The following is a 16,565-nucleotide window of genomic DNA, read 5'->3' as shown; positions in this document are numbered from 1 at the left end:
GTGATTGAACTATTTGGGCTCTGTTCAATTTCATTTTTAATGACAGTTTTTAACGCCATTGCTTATAAAGAAAAGCCATTTAGAAATGGATTTTCAGTCATCTCAGTTTCAATAGTTGTAGCAGCTCCATGTCCAGATGCTACAATCGTATGTTCAGGTAGCACAAGTAGGCGATTATGTATGCTCTTAAGCAATTGTTTTTGATTCCCGCCTGGAAGATCTGTTCTTCCTATACTTCCGGCAAACAGAGCATCACCGGAAAAGACGATATTCCCGTCTTGGAAATAAAATGATACGCTGCCAGGTGAGTGTCCCGGTGTCTCTAGAACCGTAAAATTAAATGAACCGATTGTCATATCTCCTTCTCCCTCAATGAGATGGTCAGCAGGTTTACCAGAAATGTTATCAACAACTGGAAAAAGTTTTGAACCATTTAAAGAAGGATCTGAAAGCCAATTTGATTCATATGCATGCAAATAGACTGGAGCTTGATAAGTTTCTCTTAGTAAATCAACGGCACCGATATGATCAAAATGAGCATGAGTTAAAAGAATAGCCAATGGTTTTAACTCCAGCTTTTCGATCTTTCTCTTGATTCGTCCTCCCTCAGCTCCTGGATCTATAACAAGAGCTTCTTTATTTTCATTCCATATGAGTGCTGCATTTGCTTGCACAGGACCAACAGCCATTTGTTTCCATTCCATAACATTCGCCTCCATTGAAAGATTATGCTTCTTATTCTACACTATAAAAAAGAGCGATTAAAAGGAGATGTTTCTACTGAACTTCGTGTATGGTGTTGAAATGAAACCACCTGTTAATAAACTACCTGGGTTCATAGCGCAAATTGTTAAAAGAACGGCTGATCTTGCTAACGTTATGGACCGTGATAAACAACTTGTTATCATTTCAGATCGAATCGAAGCTGAAGCACTTCAGAACTACTATCAGTCCAAAGGTGTTCTCGAAGACGTTCATCCACTCATTCATCTTTCTCAAGCATCTGATTGTAAACTTTCTTTCACAGACTACGGCTTCAATTCTCAAAACAACGAACATTATCTCTACAAAGAAATGGTTGCGTGGTTCAAGATACTTAAAGGTGACGACCAACAAAAAAAAATGGCGCTTTTACAAATGGAAGAACATTTCATTTGTCGGGATGATCAGGTTTTTTATATTGATCGAATGCACATAAAATTAATGCAGGGTATCGCTCGAGCTTACAACATTGAACTTACATTTTCGAGTGAATAACACCTCGACAAACGAAAAGAAAACGGTTAAAATAAGAAAGGACTTATCGTACATACCATTCAAGAAAAATTTACGATTCAACCATGCAACAGTCATTTTACGGGTATACTGATAATGAGTGCATGGATAGGGAGGTATTCCAAATGGGATTAGCAATTATTTTTGCAATCGTTACTTTATTTTGCGTATGGGGTGTTTTTCGTTCCCTTCGTGAAAAGAACTTTATGGGCCTTGCCTTTGCAGGATTAACAGTGCTTGTATTCGGCGCCTTTACTGTTGCTACAATGATCGATATTCTTTTCGGATCTGGTGGCGGCGGAGGCCACTAAAAAAACAGCCATTTCGGCTGTTTTTTTATGTCTTAGAAGCACATGATACGTCATGTTACTTTTATTTTAAATGTCTTTTAACTGATTCGAGTTTATCTTCCATTTTCACCTTTTTATCACGACGATCATCGATTCGTAGATTCGTGGCTACACGCTCAATACCTGCTTGAAAGGGCGCTTCATGAATCGCTTTAACAACATCAAGTAGATCAGAAATATCTCCTTCAATAAGAGTACTCATAGGTGTTAAACGATATGTAATCCGATCAGAGAACGATTCTAGAACCTTCTGTACGTCCGCTACATACTTACTAACACTTGGTGTTTCCGTTCCAATTGGAATCACTGTAACATCTACAATTGCCATTATTTTTTTCCTCCCTTTTCTTCAAGTAACTGCATTTTTCGATTAAAGAAAAAGCGATACGTCACCAATGAAATAATCATCGCACAAATGGACACAGATGAAAAGATGCTAATCGAAATAACGATCTGATAGCGAATGGCTTCAATTGGAGAAGCCCCACCAAGAATTAGTCCTGTCATCATCCCTGGCAATTGCACAAGTCCAATCGTTTTTAATCCATCCACATTAGGAATCATCGCTGCGCGAATCGTTTTTCTAATAATCATTTGAGAAGCTTGTGAAGCATTTGCTCCAAGCGATAATGCTGCAAGAATTTCTCCTTTACTATCGTGAAACTCGTTCTTCATTCTCTCAAATGCAAGACCAGTTGCCACCATACTATTACCAATAATCATTCCACTCATCGGAATAACCTGTTCGGATCGAAAAGGAATAATATCAAATACGATCCATAATGACAAAACAAACACTTCAATAAGAATAAGTGAAGTGAACGACAGGAGAAAAGCGTACGGAATCCCTTTTCCTCTCTTTGATGCTTGAAGAGAAGCAATGACTAGCATGACAGCTACCCATAATCCTACCCCCTGCCAATCTGGAATAGAAAAGAGAAATGTGAGAACATAACCTATAAAAAACAATTGAACAACGCCGCGGATAGAAGACCATATAGCTGATTTGCCGATTCCGAGCGAAAACAAATAAGAAAGCGAAACAGGAATCATGACAAATAGAATCATTGTAAGCAATGAAAGATTCGATATGTTCGTCATAAATTATCCTTCGAGAAAGTGCTTTAACGTAGCGGATTTTGGTTGATAAAACAATTCGGTTGTTTTTCCTTGCTCTTCAACCCTACCTTCATTCATAAATAGGGTATAGCTACCAAGTCTTTCTGCTTGCTTAAGGTCATGTGTAATCATCAAAATTGTCTTCCCTTCTTCATTCACGAGCTTATGTAACAAATCTTCCATCAAATCCACTGTCCGCATATCAAGTGCACTGGTCACTTCGTCTAATAACAATACCTCAGGATTATTAGCAAGCGTTCTTGCAAATGCCACTCGCTGCTGTTCGCCACCAGATAAATTTTCTACTTCTTTCGTTAAAAACTCTTCAGACAACTGTACTTTTTCCAATAACTTAACCCCATCATTGGGCTCCCACTTTTTTTGAAGAGAAGGACCAAACTTTAAATTATCTTCTACCGTTCCATCAAATAAATGAGCCTGTTGAAACACCATTCCAATGTTTCTACGTAGCTCTGATATAGGAAAATCGCTAATTTTTTTCCCTTTAAAGTGGATTTCACCCTCATCCGGATCTTCTAGTCTATTTAACAGAAGTAATAAACTACTCTTCCCTGCACCTGAGGGTCCGATGATTGTCGTTAAACTGCCTTCCATTAATGAAAATTGAACATCCGTTACACGTTCATTGGATACATTTTCTACTTCGATTAGTTTATTCATTGAACTTCCTTTCTTGAAAACGAATTGCTTCATTAACACCATTCTCAAAGTTCCATGCTTAGTCTATGTATTTTTCCCCTCCTCATTCGAATGGCAAACTTATTCACAAAAAAAACCCTGCAGAAACAGGGTTAAGTTTTCACGATGGAAGTTTGTATTTGTCGATAAGCAGCATGGTTTGTTGGCCCAATCCCTTTTCCTATTGGGAGGGCGTGTTTTATAGCAGCCGTAATATATTCTTTTGCAATAGCTACAGCCTCGGGGATCGGCCTCCCCTTAGCAAGCTCAGCTGCAATACAAGCTGAATACGTGCAACCAGTTCCGTGAGTGTGTTTTGTTTCAATACGCTCTGATTCATAATGGTAAAAGCGGTCGTTTACATACAGAACATCCACAGCAGTATTACTCGTCATATGTCCACCTTTAACAAGAACAGCTTTTGCACCACTTGCATGTAGGGCCTTTGCCGCCTCCTCCACACCCTTGATAGAAGTAATAGCTTTACAATTTAGTAATTCAGCTGTTTCAGGAAGATTAGGCGTAATAACAGCCCCTAGCGGAAAAAGCCTTTCTTTCATAGCCAATTTTGCTTCATTTTGCAAAAGAGACGCCCCACCTTTTGCGATCATCACAGGATCAATAACAAGATTTGAGACATTGTAGTCCCTTATCTTTTCCGAAACCGCAAGAATGATTTCACTCGAAAAAAGCATCCCGGTTTTTACTGCGTCCGCCCCAATATCTGAGAGAACAGCATCAAGCTGTGATTGCACCGCTTCGACCGTTTGCGGGAACACATGATGAACGCCTAGCGTGTTCTGAGCTGTAAGTGCTGTAATCGCACTCATTCCAAACACGTTGCGCTCTTGAAACGTTTTTAAATCAGCTTGAATCCCAGCTCCGCCACCACTATCTGAACCAGCAATCGTCAGTGCTTTATACATTAGACCCTCTCCTTATTAGATAGCCTGAAAACGATCAGGACGAAATTGACCAATTGCAACTTGTTGGGGAACTTGATCTATTTCATCCGCTACGATTTTCGCCGTAATTGGGCTTAGTAAAATTCCATTTCGATAATGTCCGGTCGCCACAGTAACCCCCGGTTTCTCAACCAACTTTCCAATAAGCGGAAAACCATCCTGTGTAGCTGGCCTTAACCCTGCCCATTTATGAAATGGGTCCATCTTCTCGAGCACAGGCATCACCTTCTTACTCCACTTTTCGAGACGACCAATCCCATGTTCTGTTACGTTCGTATCAAAATCAGCAATATCCTCTGACGCACCGACCACAACGGAACCATTCGCTTTAGCTACCAAATACCCCTGGCTTGTAAAAACAATGTGGTTTAAAGGTGGAGCTTCATATGCACAAATTTGTCCGCGGATCGGATATACGGGCAATGTGCAACCTAGCTCTTTTTCCCAATACATTGACCAGGCCCCTGCTGCAAGAACAACCTGATCACTGTCAATTCGCTCCTGCTTAGTTACAACAACATTACCTTCCAGCGTTGCATCTCCTACATTTTCGATGACATAAACACCTAGATTACGGCAGGCTTGTAAAAGAGCCGCCACATAGCCAGGGGCATAAATATGAGACTCTTCAGGACACCATAAAGCGGCAACAACATCTCTAGAGAGCCCTGGTTCTTTAACCCTTACTTCTTCAGCACTTAAAATCGTCGATTCAACGTTAAACTTTCTTTGCCATGCCTGTTTTGTTTCAAGAGAAAGAAGGTCGGCTTCATGATAGATACAATACAAACTACCGCTTTCATTGTACTCAAAATCAATATCCGAATGATGTTTGACCTCTTCTTGCCATTCAGGAAAAATCTGCAAGCTCTTTTGGCATAGTCGGAAAAAATCGTCAGGGTCTTCTTCAATTTCAGAATACGGAGCAAGCATTCCTGCTGCTGCACCAGAAGCCTGTCCACCACATTGCTGCGCTTCGACCACAGTAACGTTATGTCCTCTTCTTTGACATTCAAATGCAATGGATAAACCGATCACTCCACCACCAATAATCGTGATTCTAGCCATATCGCCCCCCCCTTTCTTAGCTTTGTATCGGACTACTAGCCGTCGCATACTTCTTTTTAGAAATTCTACCTGCGCTATAGGACAACCTTCCAGCATGAATCGCATGTTTGACAGCCTCTGCCATCATAACGGGGTTTCTCGCTTTAGCTATCGCTGTATTTAACAGCACGCCATCTGCGCCGAGTTCCATTGCCTGTGTAACATCAGCAGCACTTCCAAGGCCAGCATCTACGATCACCGGCACTGTAAGCTTCTCAGTAATCCGTTCAATATTATAAGGATTTAAAATACCTAGACCCGTACCAATGGGAGACCCACCTGGCATCACTGCCGAAGCACCCGCTTCTTGTAATCGATAACAGAGTGCGGGATCATCTGATGTGTACGGCAATACAATAAACCCTTCGTTCGCTAAGATTTCTGTTGCTTTTAGAGTTTCGATTGGATCAGGAATGAGCATCTTTTCATCTTGGCTCACTTCGATCTTAATCCAATCACTTAGTCCAGATGCCTTTGCTAAACGAGCGATTCGAATCGCTTCTTCTGCTGATGTAGCACCTGAAGTATTCGGTAAATATTGAAATGGTTTTTCGATGTGTTGAAGGATCGCATCTTCGTCTGGTGCTGAAAGATTCACTCTTCGAATCGCAAACGTCAAAACTTCCGCTTCAGAAACCTCAATCGCCTTGTTTTGAACATATGGATTCGGGTATCTTCCTGTCCCTAGAAAAAGCCTCGATGATAATTGTTTACCAGCTATTGTTAATTTGTTAGTCATTTACTCAACCTCCACCTACAAAGTGAACAAGCTCAATTTTCATGCCATCTTGTACATTGATATCTTTCCAGTTCGATCGATCAACTATTGTCCCATCTACCTCTGTTACAACCAGACCTTCTTGCAAACCAAAATGCTTCACAACATCCTTCAACGTAACCACATCTAGATCGTGCTCATCGCCATTTATTTGCAATCTCACTTCTCGATCACCTCACTCTTGATCACTTGATGAAATGATTCACATGTTCCTTTCACATCGTCACTTCCTACTACTTCGCTGATCACACAAATCCGTTTCGCCCCCGCACGTAAGACGTCTGAAACATTGTGTAGTTTTATACCCCCAATGGCGACAAATGGAATGGAAATTTCAGAAATCACTTCCTTGATATATTCAGTAGTAACAGGGTCTACCACGTCGCTTTTACTGTTAGTAGGAAAAATTGGACCTGCCCCGATGTAATCAGCTCCTCCCTTTTCTGCAGCACGCGCTTCTTCAATTCGATGAGTTGAGATTCCGATTATTTTACCTGGTCCAATGATTTTTCTTGCCGTTTCTAAAGGCAAATCATCTTGTCCTAAATGAATGCCGTCTGCATCAACAGCTAGAGCGACATCAAGATGATCATTAACGATAAACGGTATACTGTATTTTTTTGTTAACGCTTTTAACTTTAGAGCTTTTTCAAGCACTACTTTTTTTGAATTTGTTTTATCACGTAGCTGAATGATATCCGCTCCACCTCTTATGGCTTCCTCCATTACGTCGACCAAATCTCGATCTGGATGAAATTCCTCTCCTGTAATCACATATAATTGAAACTGCTTCATGACTGGTTCCCTCCATAGCTATGACTTACTTCACATTTCTACAAAATGAGATAAAAGACGTTAGAACGTGAAAAACCCCCATTCCGCGTATGGAATGGGGGTAGTATAAAAACACCGCTACCGACTTCCCTACGCTGGTATCAACCAGATCAGGTTCAAGGGTAAAAGAAATAACGGTTTCTTTTTCTCAGCCTTCCCTAACTTGAAGGCACCCCTAGTCTCAGAAATATGAAATTACTTTTATTATGACAAAAAAGCTCTTAGAGTTCAAGCTCACTACATGTATAGGGTAGACAGAAAGATCCCTATTGTATTTTGATAAATATCGTTAAATTGGCTAACTGGTAAAGGATTCTCTCCTTTCCCGATTTCAACAGTGAAACCAGGTCTTCTAAAATCCTGTATAAACCAATCCTTGTAACCTGCAAAACTATCAACATACCGAATGGGTACATAGCCACTTAAGCGAGAAAATTCTGTTACAAGAATTTCCGACTCAGGGGGTTCAAGCCCTTCAAATCCCCAAAAAATCACTTCACCCTGTGAATGGAATGCTAGCGCTCTGTCAAATTTCTTTCTTCTAGTTAAATCAGCAATTGCAATTGCTTCCGGTTCAGTAAGTGGGGCTTTTCCCGGGTAATTTCTTGGAGATGGCTTTGTTGGTTTACGCTCAGCTTCTACTTCCCATTTGGCCGGGTATTGATTATTTAAATCGACACCTCGAATGTTCGCCTTCCAACGACTAAATTGGTCACTCCCATTATTAATCTCATTTGCAAGAGAACGATACGGTTCCTCTTCAGGTAAACCATTAATGACAAGATCAACTCCATCTGGATTGACCATTGGAACGAGTGACAAAGAAGTGGATTCATAAAGCGGGGGAAGATAGACACCGCTAAGCTGCTGGCTACTTGTTAATTCACGTGCATAATCATCGATAAATTTCATGATTAAAGTTGTCGTTAACCATTCATTTGCGTGGAATGAGCCATTCATGTGAACTTTTTTCGCGCCAGTTCCTACCACTAATTCCGGAATTGGTTTTCCCATTACTGTCTCACCAATTAGACCTCTTTTAATAAATGGGTAGACACCAAGGATTTTGCGGATATCCTTCACAAGCGTCCCATAATCATAAGCTTGGTTTGGGTTTATCAGTGACCAAGTGACACGAATGGGAATATTCACTTTATCACCCGGCTTTAGTGAAAATGGATTTTGATCATTTAACAATAAAACACCGTCTAAAGGTGCACCATACCAACCCGCTATTTTCCATAATGTATCTCCTTGTTTAATCGTATAACTTTTTGTTACATAACCAGGGATCTGCATTTGTTCTCCAACCATCAACTGATCAGGATCTTCAAGATTGTTGCTATCTAAAATCAGGCGTAGCGGTATTTGAAAGACACGACTATATTTCCAAAGGCTGTCCCCACTTTTCACTCTAATTTTCATCATTCACCCTCCCACAAGTCATCTCCCTCTTACAATAATATGACTAGAAGGGTGGCCTATGCTTCGTGAATAAAGCTTTTCTCAAAAGAAGATGTTTATTATCTCCACTTCTATGTTTAGATGCATAGAAAAAAACCACACTTTAAAAGCGTGGTTTTTTTCTTGTGGTTTATTTTACCTCGGCATCTTGCTGCTCTCCATGCTTTCCTAAGAAACGAAGCAGATCGCCGTACACAATTTTATCTGAGTAAGCAAGGTCTGTTTTTGCCTTTTCCATGTATGGTTCACAGGCAGCTTTATCCGTTTCTTCACCGGTGTCCTTATCATAACAAACATTTTTCGTATAAAGGTTATTTTCTGTAATGAAACTTCCATCACGAAGGATCGTGAAATTATCCTGTTCTTCTGCAAACAGATCATTACCAAACTTAATCATATCTTTTGTTTCAATTCCGAGAAGGTGCATGATTGTAGGCTTCAAATCAATTTGTCCACCTACTTGATCCATTACTTCTCCCTCCTGGCCCGGGATATGGATAATAAGAGGAACCTTTTGTAGTTCTGTCGATTCAAATGGTGTGATTTCCTTCCCTAGAAACTCACCCATTGCTTTATTATGGTTCTCAGAGATACCATAGTGATCCCCATACATAACAAAGATTGAATCTTCATATAGTCCTTCTTCTTTCATGCGCTCAAAGAACTTTTTAACAGCTTCATCCTGATAGCGAACCGTTGTGAAAAATCTGTTTACAGTACCATCGTCTGAAGTCCACTCTGGAATATATTCATCTTCTGATTCAAGAGTGAAAGGGAAATGATTCGTAAGGGTAATATATTTAGCATAGTAAGGTTCTGGCATTGTTTCTAAATACTTAATGGATTGATCAAAGAAATATTCATCTTTCAATCCCCATCCGATTGAATTATCGGGTGTGACTGTAAAGTCATTAATATCATAGAACTTATCATATTTAAGGGCATCATACATTACGTCACGATTCCAAAAACTTTTATTATTGGCATGGAAAACGGCATTATAGTAGCCATTTTCACTTAAAATTTCTGGAGACGCATTGTATTCATTTCCTGAGTGCGTAAAGAACACCGCACCGCTCGGTAGTCCATAAAGAGAATTCTCAAGAATAAACTCAGAGTCAGAAGTTTTCCCTTGTGCTGTTTGATGATAGAAATTAGGGAAATAATAACTCTCATCAATAAGATCATTAAGGAAAGGGGTAATTTCTTTTCCATCAACCTCTTCGTTTATCACGAAACTTTGCGTGGACTCTAGAGAGACGAGAATAATGTTTTTGCCTTCTGCTTTACCGAACATTTCAGGGTTTGGTTCAACATGGTTCGCTTTCACATAGTTTTCAATATCAACAATTTCACTACCGTCGGCAAATGCTCGTTGTGCCTTTGCTTTCGATTGTAGAACAGCATCATAAACATGATAGTTGTAAGTACCGATATATTTAATAAGCATTTCACGATCAAACGTCCGAGTTAAGAGTTGAGGACGCTCTGTTTCAGCAAGGCCGACGTTAATAGCGAAAAGGGCGATGGCACTCGCAAATACAATAGCGATTTCTTTTTTCTTGACTGCGTAGGTTTTAGTTTTACGTACAAATAGGTAAGCTGAGAGAAGAATGATATCTATAAATAACAAGAAATCATAACCGCTTACTAGCTCTGCGATACTGTTACCAAGTTCACCCATGTTATTCGTTTGAAAGAGAAGCGGTATCGTAATAAAGTCTGTAAATTCTCGATAGTAGACAACATTTGCAAATAAAATAAATGACCCGACAAAATTAATGATCAGCAATACTCTGTTGCGATACTTAGGTGAGGCAAATAATGCAAAACCGAGGAATAACAAGACAGAACTAATCGGGTTTAACAATAAGATAAACCCTTCCATTTTATTTTCAGGTTCAATGTTAAACGCAAATTCATACACCAAATACGTTTTTAACCACAGCAAAAATGCTACGACTAGAAAAAACGAATACTTATTTTGTAGCTTTTTCATGTTTTCTTAGTACCTCCTTAGTTGGATATAAGGAAAAGCTACCATATCTTTCTACGACCATACATAATCGCTATGATAGTATGTTTTCGAAATTTAATCAACTAACTTTTGTCCTTATTTTAGTATTTCTTTCAACAATTTTTTGATTCTATTTTGTGCGGCCATTAGTAATAACGAATAAGTTGTCCAAAAAGTTTCGTCTGTGCAAAATAATCATAAAAAAAGAAGAGATCAGACTCCACTGATCTCTTCTTTACCCCTATCATGACAGGGATAAACGCGAACAACTAGGACTATTTAACTAATTTAGTTTTAACAAGCCAGGCCCCACCTATAACACCAGCATCATTGCCAAGAGTAGCAATTGCGAAATCTGCGCCTTCTTTTACCCTCGGTAAAGCATATTTTTCAAATTGATGCTTTAATGGTTTCAACAAAGCTTCCCCCGCTTTAGAAACGCCACCTCCAATGACAATCTTAGATGGATTTAAGGCGTTTGCTAAATTAGCAATAGCCAAACCAAGATAGAACGTAACTTTTTCAACTACTTCTTCAGCGTAAGGATCCTCCGCTTCTGCAGCTTCAAAAATGTCACGAGAAGTAAGCTGATTCTGCTCCTTATATGTACGATAAAGAATGCTTTCTTGATTAGATGTAAGGTTTTCCATTGCAATCCGAACAATACCAGTTGCAGAAGCAACGGTTTCAAGACAACCCGTTTTACCACAGTTACATGAAGCACCCGCTTCAGGAACAGAGGTAATATGTCCAATCTCTCCCGCCATTCCGTTCGTTCCATGAATAATCGTACCATTTGTAATAATGCCACCGCCTACTCCAGTTCCAAGCGTTACGCAAAGCAAATCACGAGCACCATCACCTGCACCTCGCCACATTTCTCCAAGTGCAGCAATATTAGCATCATTATCAATAATAACCGGTAATCCTGTTTCAACTTCTAGCTTATCTTTTAAAGGAAAGTTCCGCCATCCGATATTAACAGCATGGTAGATAAAGCCTGTCTCCATCTCAATGAACCCTGGAGCCCCCATGCCAATTCCAGCAAATTTCTCTTTGGCTATCTCCATTTCTTCCATTTTATCGTCGATTGCTCTTGCAATATGCATCGTAATATGTCGACCCGCTTCTGATTTATCCGTCGGAATTTCCCATTTCTTTTTAATTTCTCCGTAAAAATCAAGGAAAGCAAGCTTGATTGTTGTGCCTCCAAGATCCACACCTATAAACCATTTTTCTTCTTTCATCATCATCAACCTTTCATAACCTTGATTTTATTTTAAAGGAAAACCTTTCTTTTCCAGAAACTTTTTCATGTACGTTCGAACAGGACTCGTTAATTTATGAGCCATCATCGCTGTCCAACCACCTGTGCGCTGTCCAGCCGTTCGATCTGTATAATAAGATGAAATTACTTCATCATATTTGGTTAACTCATCTTTAAAAACTTTTTCATTTTGTTCATATTCATCTACGTGATAAATGTTTTCTAGAGGCAAACGCGGTTTAATATCAGGTTCCTGATCAGGATATCCTACGCAAAGACCGAACAATGGAATCACGTATTGAGGTAGATTCAATAAATCATTTACTTTTTCTAGATCATTTCGAATACCACCAATATAACAAATTCCAAGACCCATTGATTCAGCAGCCACGCTTGCATTTTGTGCTGCAAGAGCTGCGTCGATTAACCCTACCATGAATTTTTCAGTAGATTGAACCGTTTCTGTAACATCAGTTCCGTGCATTTCTGCCGTAGCATGATGACGGTTAAAATCGGCACAGAATACGAAGAAATGGCCATTCTCTTCAACGTAACTCTGTCCCCCTGCGAGCTCTGCTAATTGTTTTTTCTTCTCTCTATCTTTCACACCGATAATAGAGTATGCCTGAATATAACTTGACGTTGACGCAGACTGTGCCGCTTTGACAAGTATATTAATTTGTTCTTCTGTTAGTGGCGTATCTTTAAACGCTCGAATAGATCGATGAGCGAGCATCGTTTCAATGGTTTCATTCATTTTTGTCTCTCTCCTTGTTGATTTCATTTCGTAAGATCATTCTGGCGACGAGGTAATCTTCTTTTTCGAGAATCTTCATATCATATAATTCTTGTACCTCATCTTCCATTAATCCAAGATCTCCAAGTCTACTACCAGTATAAACGATCATGCCATAGCGTTTTAAAAGTTGTTGTATATCATAAAATGTTTTCATTTTCCTCACCATTGCTATTATAGCAATCCATACTCTTAAAAAAAATAAATAAGCACAAAAAAGGACACATTCTTTAGTAAAGAACGTGTCCCTTAACGATCTGGATCTTTTGTATGAAGAACTGTTGGCCTTCGATTTTTAAGAGGCATCGGCGCTCGGAAAATAACATCGCGAAAGGCACGATATGAAAAAGGAATAAATGGCCACAGGTATGGAATATGAAATGATTTTGTACGAATAAGTAGGACCATCCAAAGAGTAAAGCCGACAACAAAACCGATGACTCCAAAGGCTGCTGTTACGACTAGTAATAGTAGTCGAAACAATCGGTTGGCAAGACTCAATTCATAAGACGGCGTTGCAAAGGTACCTAAAGCGGCAAGAGCAAGATATAAAATAACCTCATTAATAAATAATCCTACCTCAACAGCTACTTGTCCTATTAATATAGCTGATACAAGACCAAGCGCTGTCGCTAAAGACGTTGGTGTATGAATCGTTGCCATTCTAAGAATATCAATTCCTATTTCAATAAGTAAAAATTGAACAAATAACGGCAGGGTCCCCCCTTGATCAACGCCAATAAATTGCATATTCGATCCTAATAACCTTGGATTTGTAGCAAATAAATACCAGAGCGGTAAGATGAAAATCCCGATCCATACAGCAATAAAACGGACAAGCCTCAAATAAGCGCCTACAAGCGGTTTTTGGCGATACTCTTCCGCATGCTGCAAGTGATGCCAAAATGTCGTTGGTGTGATAAGCACACTAGGGGAGCCATCAACATAAATCAAAACGTGACCTTCATAAAGATGAATGGCAGCAGTATCTGGTCGCTCTGTATACCGAACAAGAGGATACGGATTTAAATGCCTACCACAAATAAACTCTTCAATTGTTTTTTCACCCATCGGTAAACCATCTGTATCGATATTACTAACCGATTCCTTGATTCTCTTAACAATTTCTGGATCCGCAATATCCTCAATGTAACTAATACAAATATCTGTTTTAGACCTTCTACCAACCTGCATATATTCCATTCTTAATGTTTTGTCCCTAACTCTTCTCCTAGTTAATGACGTATTAAATACAATTGTTTCAACAAATCCATCTCTAGCCCCTCTCGTTACACGTTCCAAATCTGGCTCTTGTGGTCCACGAACTGGATAGGTTCTTGCATCGATCATGATAATTTCGCTCATGCCTTCTACAACAAGAGCCGTTGGACCCGCTAGAACAAGGTCCATGACGACATCAAGGTCGTTCTGTCGATCAATTTCAACATAAGGAATATGAACTTTCATGAGTTTTTCAAGCGGATCTGGATCAAGTTGTTCTGGCTCAAGTCTTGATAATAATTTCATTAAATAATGCAGAATATCATCTTTTACAAAACCATCAATTAAGAACATCGCCATTTTCCGACCTGCATAGTCGAGATCAAGTTGAATCACATCAAAGCTTTTACCGACTCCTAATTCTTTATGAAGAAAATCTATATTTTTTTCAAATGAATGACTAACTGGATGAATAATCTTTTTTTGAGACATTGGTCCCCCTCCTCGTTTCCATCATTCACCAATCTCATTCGTTACATACCTATCAAATAATTGGGCAAAGAAATGCCAGCCTTCTCTTTGAGAAGGCTGGCGTTTACTTCAGTCAATCATCTGTGATAAAAGATAGCGATAAATTAAATGAGCTGTATGAAGCATTGAATCCTCATGGGTGCGCTCATAAGCATGGGAAGCATCAATACCAGGACCAATTAGAGCATGACGGACATCTACACCTGCACGGATCGCTGCTGATGCATCTGAGCCATAGTAAGGATAAATATCTAGCTTGTACTCAATATGGTGTTCTTCTGCAAGGCTGACCAAATGCTCTCTGAGGCGATAATGATAAGGACCACTCGAATCTTTCGCGCAAATGGAAACGGTGTATTCATCTGACGATTGCCCATCACCAAGTGCCCCCATATCCACGGCTATGTATTCTACTGTTTCTTCAGGAATATTGGAATTTCCACCGTAACCAATCTCTTCGTTATTAGAAATTAAGAAATGTGTTGTATGAGGAAGCGTTTTGTTATCTTCTTTTAGTTTTTTTATATTTGCAAGAAGCAGGGCAACGCTTGCTTTATCATCTAAATGTCTGGACTTAATAAACCCACTCTCTGTTAACTGCACCCGAGGATCAAAAGATGTAAAATCGCCGACCCGTATTCCTAATTTCTTAACGTCTTCTGGGTTAGCAACACGTTCGTCCAGGCGCACCTCCATATTTTGTTCGTCTCGCTTGATCTCTCCATTGTTTTTATAAACATGGACAGAGGTTTGGTGTAAAAGTATTGTGCCAGTAAAACGCTTACCATCTCCTGTAATGATTTCACAGTATTCTCCTTCTATCGCATTAAATCGAAAGCCACCAATTAAAGATAGACGTAGGCGACCATCACTCTTGATTTCTTTAACCATCGCGCCTAACGTATCCACGTGAGCTGTTAACATGCGCTGTCGGGACGAATCAGCACCTTCTATCGTAGCAATTAGCCCACCTTTATGATTTCGCTTCGTTTCTACACCAAGTTCTTGCATTCTTCCTTCCACCCAACTAATCACTTCATCCGTGTAGCCTGATGGACTAGGAATACTAACTAATTCTTTCGTCGTTTGTAGAAGCTCTTTTGCATGGAATAAGTCTTTCATTGCAATCATCCTTTCAAATTAGCTTGTAGTAGGGGAAAACGATCTTCATATTTTTGTTCTCTATCTCATACATATGATGACAAGCTTAATGAATCGGAGGGCTCCGGATGATCAAAAGAATTCACTACGTTATCATGCTGGGAATGATTGGTTTTTTTGCGCTCATCCTTGTAAATACAAGTAGTAATCCTGTCAGGGAATCATTTACGTATTTCCCTCCCGACCCGGACGTTTCATTTGATTCAGCTAGTACATCTCTCACTATTTTAACGCAGGAAGATGAAGATGAATACACATTGAACTGGAAGACTGAGTCAACTCTTTCGGAAACGGCCTATTTACGTCAAGATTTATCATTTCTTTATGAAGAGGGACGCTTAATCGACTCCATGTCGACTTGGAAAGAGAATACGGCAACCATTCGGCAAAAAAAAGGAATCACGAGTGAAGATAGCGGTCATTTTGAGGCCATCACTTACCATTATGGCGAAATACACTACCCAAATGATGTGATAAAAAGCGCTCAACAAATGAGCTACGACCAGCTATACGTGATTGATTCGCCAATGACTCCATTAGAATCATTCAAACAAGCTTCAAGTGAAGAAGAAAAAGAATGGCAATACATTCTTGATCATGCTATAGATCAGCAAGCTCAATTGGTTTTCAAATCTATGGTAGCTGAATATAACTTACATCCTGAAGATTATACGATTTTATCACTCACTTCATTAGATCAATATGAAAATAAAGCACTTCCTGGCTTATCTCAAAAGCAAACTACTGATGCTATTGGAGGAATATGGGAAGGGTTATATAAGAACTATTTTCTAGGCATCTTGCTCCCTGATAGTTCTACTGAACCACCTATAGGAAGCACCATTCCAGTCATACTCATTCATAAACAATCCCCTTATCTACTTATCCTACTTCAAACAAAAAGTGGAAAAAACGTTCAATTAATCCAATACCTTAACGAGCCCTTACTCGAGCGTAAAGATGACTCAACTAACTAAAGGA

Annotated in this window: 19 protein-coding genes and 1 riboswitch; of the genes, 3 read left to right on the top strand and 16 right to left on the bottom strand. The window is 39.5% G+C overall.

Annotated elements, in window-relative coordinates; all coding sequences use genetic code 11:
- Window positions 1-62 precede the first annotated feature (62 nt).
- Window positions 63-704 carry an MBL fold metallo-hydrolase gene (locus PQ578_RS07275; protein ID WP_273832852.1) on the bottom strand — a complete coding sequence of 214 codons (642 nt, stop codon included), beginning with the start codon at window positions 702-704 and terminating at the stop codon, window positions 63-65.
- 67 nt (window positions 705-771) lie between these two features.
- Between PQ578_RS07275 and PQ578_RS07270 the strand changes: the two genes are divergently transcribed.
- Window positions 772-1,257: a hypothetical protein gene (locus tag PQ578_RS07270; protein WP_273832850.1), complete on the top strand. Its 486-nt coding sequence runs from the start codon at window positions 772-774 to the stop codon at window positions 1,255-1,257.
- Between the two features lie 143 nt (window positions 1,258-1,400).
- Window positions 1,401-1,586 (top strand): DUF2759 domain-containing protein, encoded by a 186-nt coding sequence (locus PQ578_RS07265; protein ID WP_098444211.1) that lies wholly within the window; start codon window positions 1,401-1,403, stop codon window positions 1,584-1,586.
- A 61-nt stretch (window positions 1,587-1,647) separates the two neighbouring features.
- On the opposite strand, the gene PQ578_RS07260 is transcribed toward PQ578_RS07265, so the two are convergent.
- From PQ578_RS07260 to PQ578_RS07190, 15 genes are all read right to left on the bottom strand, one after another.
- On the bottom strand, window positions 1,648-1,953 hold the full coding sequence (locus PQ578_RS07260) for an MTH1187 family thiamine-binding protein (RefSeq protein ID WP_273832848.1): 306 nt from the start codon (window positions 1,951-1,953) through the stop codon (window positions 1,648-1,650).
- Complete coding sequence (locus tag PQ578_RS07255) at window positions 1,953-2,726, bottom strand: ABC transporter permease (protein ID WP_273832846.1); 774 nt, start codon at window positions 2,724-2,726, stop codon at window positions 1,953-1,955. The genes PQ578_RS07260 and PQ578_RS07255 overlap by 1 nt, the downstream gene beginning before the upstream one ends.
- Before the next feature lie 3 nt (window positions 2,727-2,729).
- The gene (locus tag PQ578_RS07250) at window positions 2,730-3,425 is read right to left on the bottom strand and encodes an ABC transporter ATP-binding protein (RefSeq protein ID WP_273832844.1); all 696 of its coding nucleotides are present in this window, start codon (window positions 3,423-3,425) and stop codon (window positions 2,730-2,732) included.
- A gap of 131 nt (window positions 3,426-3,556) precedes the next feature.
- Entirely contained in the window at window positions 3,557-4,369 is an 813-nt protein-coding gene (gene thiD / locus PQ578_RS07245) for a bifunctional hydroxymethylpyrimidine kinase/phosphomethylpyrimidine kinase (RefSeq protein WP_273832841.1), read from the bottom strand.
- Window positions 4,370-4,384: 15 nt separating this feature from the next.
- Window positions 4,385-5,476, bottom strand: coding sequence for a glycine oxidase ThiO (thiO, locus tag PQ578_RS07240; RefSeq protein WP_273832839.1), 1,092 nt, complete (start codon window positions 5,474-5,476; stop codon window positions 4,385-4,387).
- Window positions 5,477-5,492: 16 nt separating this feature from the next.
- Window positions 5,493-6,254 carry a thiazole synthase gene (locus PQ578_RS07235; RefSeq protein WP_224881188.1) on the bottom strand — a complete coding sequence of 254 codons (762 nt, stop codon included), beginning with the start codon at window positions 6,252-6,254 and terminating at the stop codon, window positions 5,493-5,495.
- Between the two features lie 4 nt (window positions 6,255-6,258).
- Window positions 6,259-6,456 carry a sulfur carrier protein ThiS gene (gene thiS / locus PQ578_RS07230; RefSeq protein WP_273832835.1) on the bottom strand — a complete coding sequence of 66 codons (198 nt, stop codon included), beginning with the start codon at window positions 6,454-6,456 and terminating at the stop codon, window positions 6,259-6,261.
- Window positions 6,453-7,088 (bottom strand): thiamine phosphate synthase, encoded by a 636-nt coding sequence (thiE, locus tag PQ578_RS07225; protein WP_273832833.1) that lies wholly within the window; start codon window positions 7,086-7,088, stop codon window positions 6,453-6,455. The genes thiS and thiE overlap by 4 nt, the downstream gene beginning before the upstream one ends.
- A gap of 109 nt (window positions 7,089-7,197) precedes the next feature.
- Window positions 7,198-7,314, bottom strand: a riboswitch (TPP riboswitch).
- Between the two features lie 50 nt (window positions 7,315-7,364).
- A complete protein-coding gene (locus PQ578_RS07220) occupies window positions 7,365-8,552 on the bottom strand; it encodes a M14 family metallopeptidase (protein ID WP_273832831.1) in 1,188 nt (395 codons plus the stop codon).
- Window positions 8,553-8,721: 169 nt separating this feature from the next.
- Window positions 8,722-10,590, bottom strand: a complete 1,869-nt coding sequence (locus PQ578_RS07215; RefSeq protein WP_273832829.1) for an LTA synthase family protein — start codon at window positions 10,588-10,590, stop codon at window positions 8,722-8,724.
- A 293-nt stretch (window positions 10,591-10,883) separates the two neighbouring features.
- Window positions 10,884-11,861: an ROK family glucokinase gene (locus PQ578_RS07210; protein ID WP_420541536.1), complete on the bottom strand. Its 978-nt coding sequence runs from the start codon at window positions 11,859-11,861 to the stop codon at window positions 10,884-10,886.
- Between the two features lie 21 nt (window positions 11,862-11,882).
- Window positions 11,883-12,632 carry an oxygen-insensitive NADPH nitroreductase gene (nfsA, locus tag PQ578_RS07205; protein ID WP_273832824.1) on the bottom strand — a complete coding sequence of 250 codons (750 nt, stop codon included), beginning with the start codon at window positions 12,630-12,632 and terminating at the stop codon, window positions 11,883-11,885.
- Window positions 12,625-12,828: a YqgQ family protein gene (locus PQ578_RS07200; protein ID WP_273832823.1), complete on the bottom strand. Its 204-nt coding sequence runs from the start codon at window positions 12,826-12,828 to the stop codon at window positions 12,625-12,627. The genes nfsA and PQ578_RS07200 overlap by 8 nt, the downstream gene beginning before the upstream one ends.
- A 92-nt stretch (window positions 12,829-12,920) precedes the next feature.
- Entirely contained in the window at window positions 12,921-14,384 is a 1,464-nt protein-coding gene (locus tag PQ578_RS07195) for a spore germination protein (protein ID WP_160918787.1), read from the bottom strand.
- Window positions 14,385-14,492: 108 nt separating this feature from the next.
- Entirely contained in the window at window positions 14,493-15,545 is a 1,053-nt protein-coding gene (locus PQ578_RS07190) for a M42 family metallopeptidase (RefSeq protein WP_273832818.1), read from the bottom strand.
- Between the two features lie 107 nt (window positions 15,546-15,652).
- On the opposite strand from PQ578_RS07190, the gene PQ578_RS07185 reads away from it, so the two are divergent.
- Window positions 15,653-16,561 carry a hypothetical protein gene (locus PQ578_RS07185; RefSeq protein ID WP_273832816.1) on the top strand — a complete coding sequence of 303 codons (909 nt, stop codon included), beginning with the start codon at window positions 15,653-15,655 and terminating at the stop codon, window positions 16,559-16,561.
- Window positions 16,562-16,565: the final 4 nt, after the last annotated feature.

Source organism: Guptibacillus sedimenti (genome assembly GCF_028610665.1).
Lineage (GTDB): Bacteria > Bacillota > Bacilli > Bacillales > Guptibacillaceae > Guptibacillus > Guptibacillus sedimenti.
This window is presented reverse-complemented; position numbering and strand designations above follow the sequence as displayed.

Excerpts from the sequence above, each read along its gene's own strand:
- PQ578_RS07275 (WP_273832852.1), bottom strand. The coding sequence starts at position 704 with ATGGAATGGAAACAAATGGCTGTTGGTCCTGTGCAAGCAAATGCAGCA.
- PQ578_RS07270 (WP_273832850.1), top strand. The coding sequence starts at position 772 with ATGTTTCTACTGAACTTCGTGTATGGTGTTGAAATGAAACCACCTGTT.
- PQ578_RS07265 (WP_098444211.1), top strand. The coding sequence starts at position 1,401 with ATGGGATTAGCAATTATTTTTGCAATCGTTACTTTATTTTGCGTATGG.
- PQ578_RS07260 (WP_273832848.1), bottom strand. The coding sequence starts at position 1,953 with ATGGCAATTGTAGATGTTACAGTGATTCCAATTGGAACGGAAACACCA.
- PQ578_RS07255 (WP_273832846.1), bottom strand. The coding sequence starts at position 2,726 with ATGACGAACATATCGAATCTTTCATTGCTTACAATGATTCTATTTGTC.
- PQ578_RS07250 (WP_273832844.1), bottom strand. The coding sequence starts at position 3,425 with ATGAATAAACTAATCGAAGTAGAAAATGTATCCAATGAACGTGTAACG.
- thiD (WP_273832841.1), bottom strand. The coding sequence starts at position 4,369 with ATGTATAAAGCACTGACGATTGCTGGTTCAGATAGTGGTGGCGGAGCT.
- thiO (WP_273832839.1), bottom strand. The coding sequence starts at position 5,476 with ATGGCTAGAATCACGATTATTGGTGGTGGAGTGATCGGTTTATCCATT.
- PQ578_RS07235 (WP_224881188.1), bottom strand. The coding sequence starts at position 6,254 with ATGACTAACAAATTAACAATAGCTGGTAAACAATTATCATCGAGGCTT.
- thiE (WP_273832833.1), bottom strand. The coding sequence starts at position 7,088 with ATGAAGCAGTTTCAATTATATGTGATTACAGGAGAGGAATTTCATCCA.
- PQ578_RS07220 (WP_273832831.1), bottom strand. The coding sequence starts at position 8,552 with ATGAAAATTAGAGTGAAAAGTGGGGACAGCCTTTGGAAATATAGTCGT.
- PQ578_RS07215 (WP_273832829.1), bottom strand. The coding sequence starts at position 10,590 with ATGAAAAAGCTACAAAATAAGTATTCGTTTTTTCTAGTCGTAGCATTT.
- PQ578_RS07210 (WP_420541536.1), bottom strand. The coding sequence starts at position 11,861 with ATGATGATGAAAGAAGAAAAATGGTTTATAGGTGTGGATCTTGGAGGC.
- nfsA (WP_273832824.1), bottom strand. The coding sequence starts at position 12,632 with ATGAATGAAACCATTGAAACGATGCTCGCTCATCGATCTATTCGAGCG.
- PQ578_RS07200 (WP_273832823.1), bottom strand. The coding sequence starts at position 12,828 with ATGAAAACATTTTATGATATACAACAACTTTTAAAACGCTATGGCATG.
- PQ578_RS07195 (WP_160918787.1), bottom strand. The coding sequence starts at position 14,384 with ATGTCTCAAAAAAAGATTATTCATCCAGTTAGTCATTCATTTGAAAAA.
- PQ578_RS07190 (WP_273832818.1), bottom strand. The coding sequence starts at position 15,545 with ATGAAAGACTTATTCCATGCAAAAGAGCTTCTACAAACGACGAAAGAA.
- PQ578_RS07185 (WP_273832816.1), top strand. The coding sequence starts at position 15,653 with ATGATCAAAAGAATTCACTACGTTATCATGCTGGGAATGATTGGTTTT.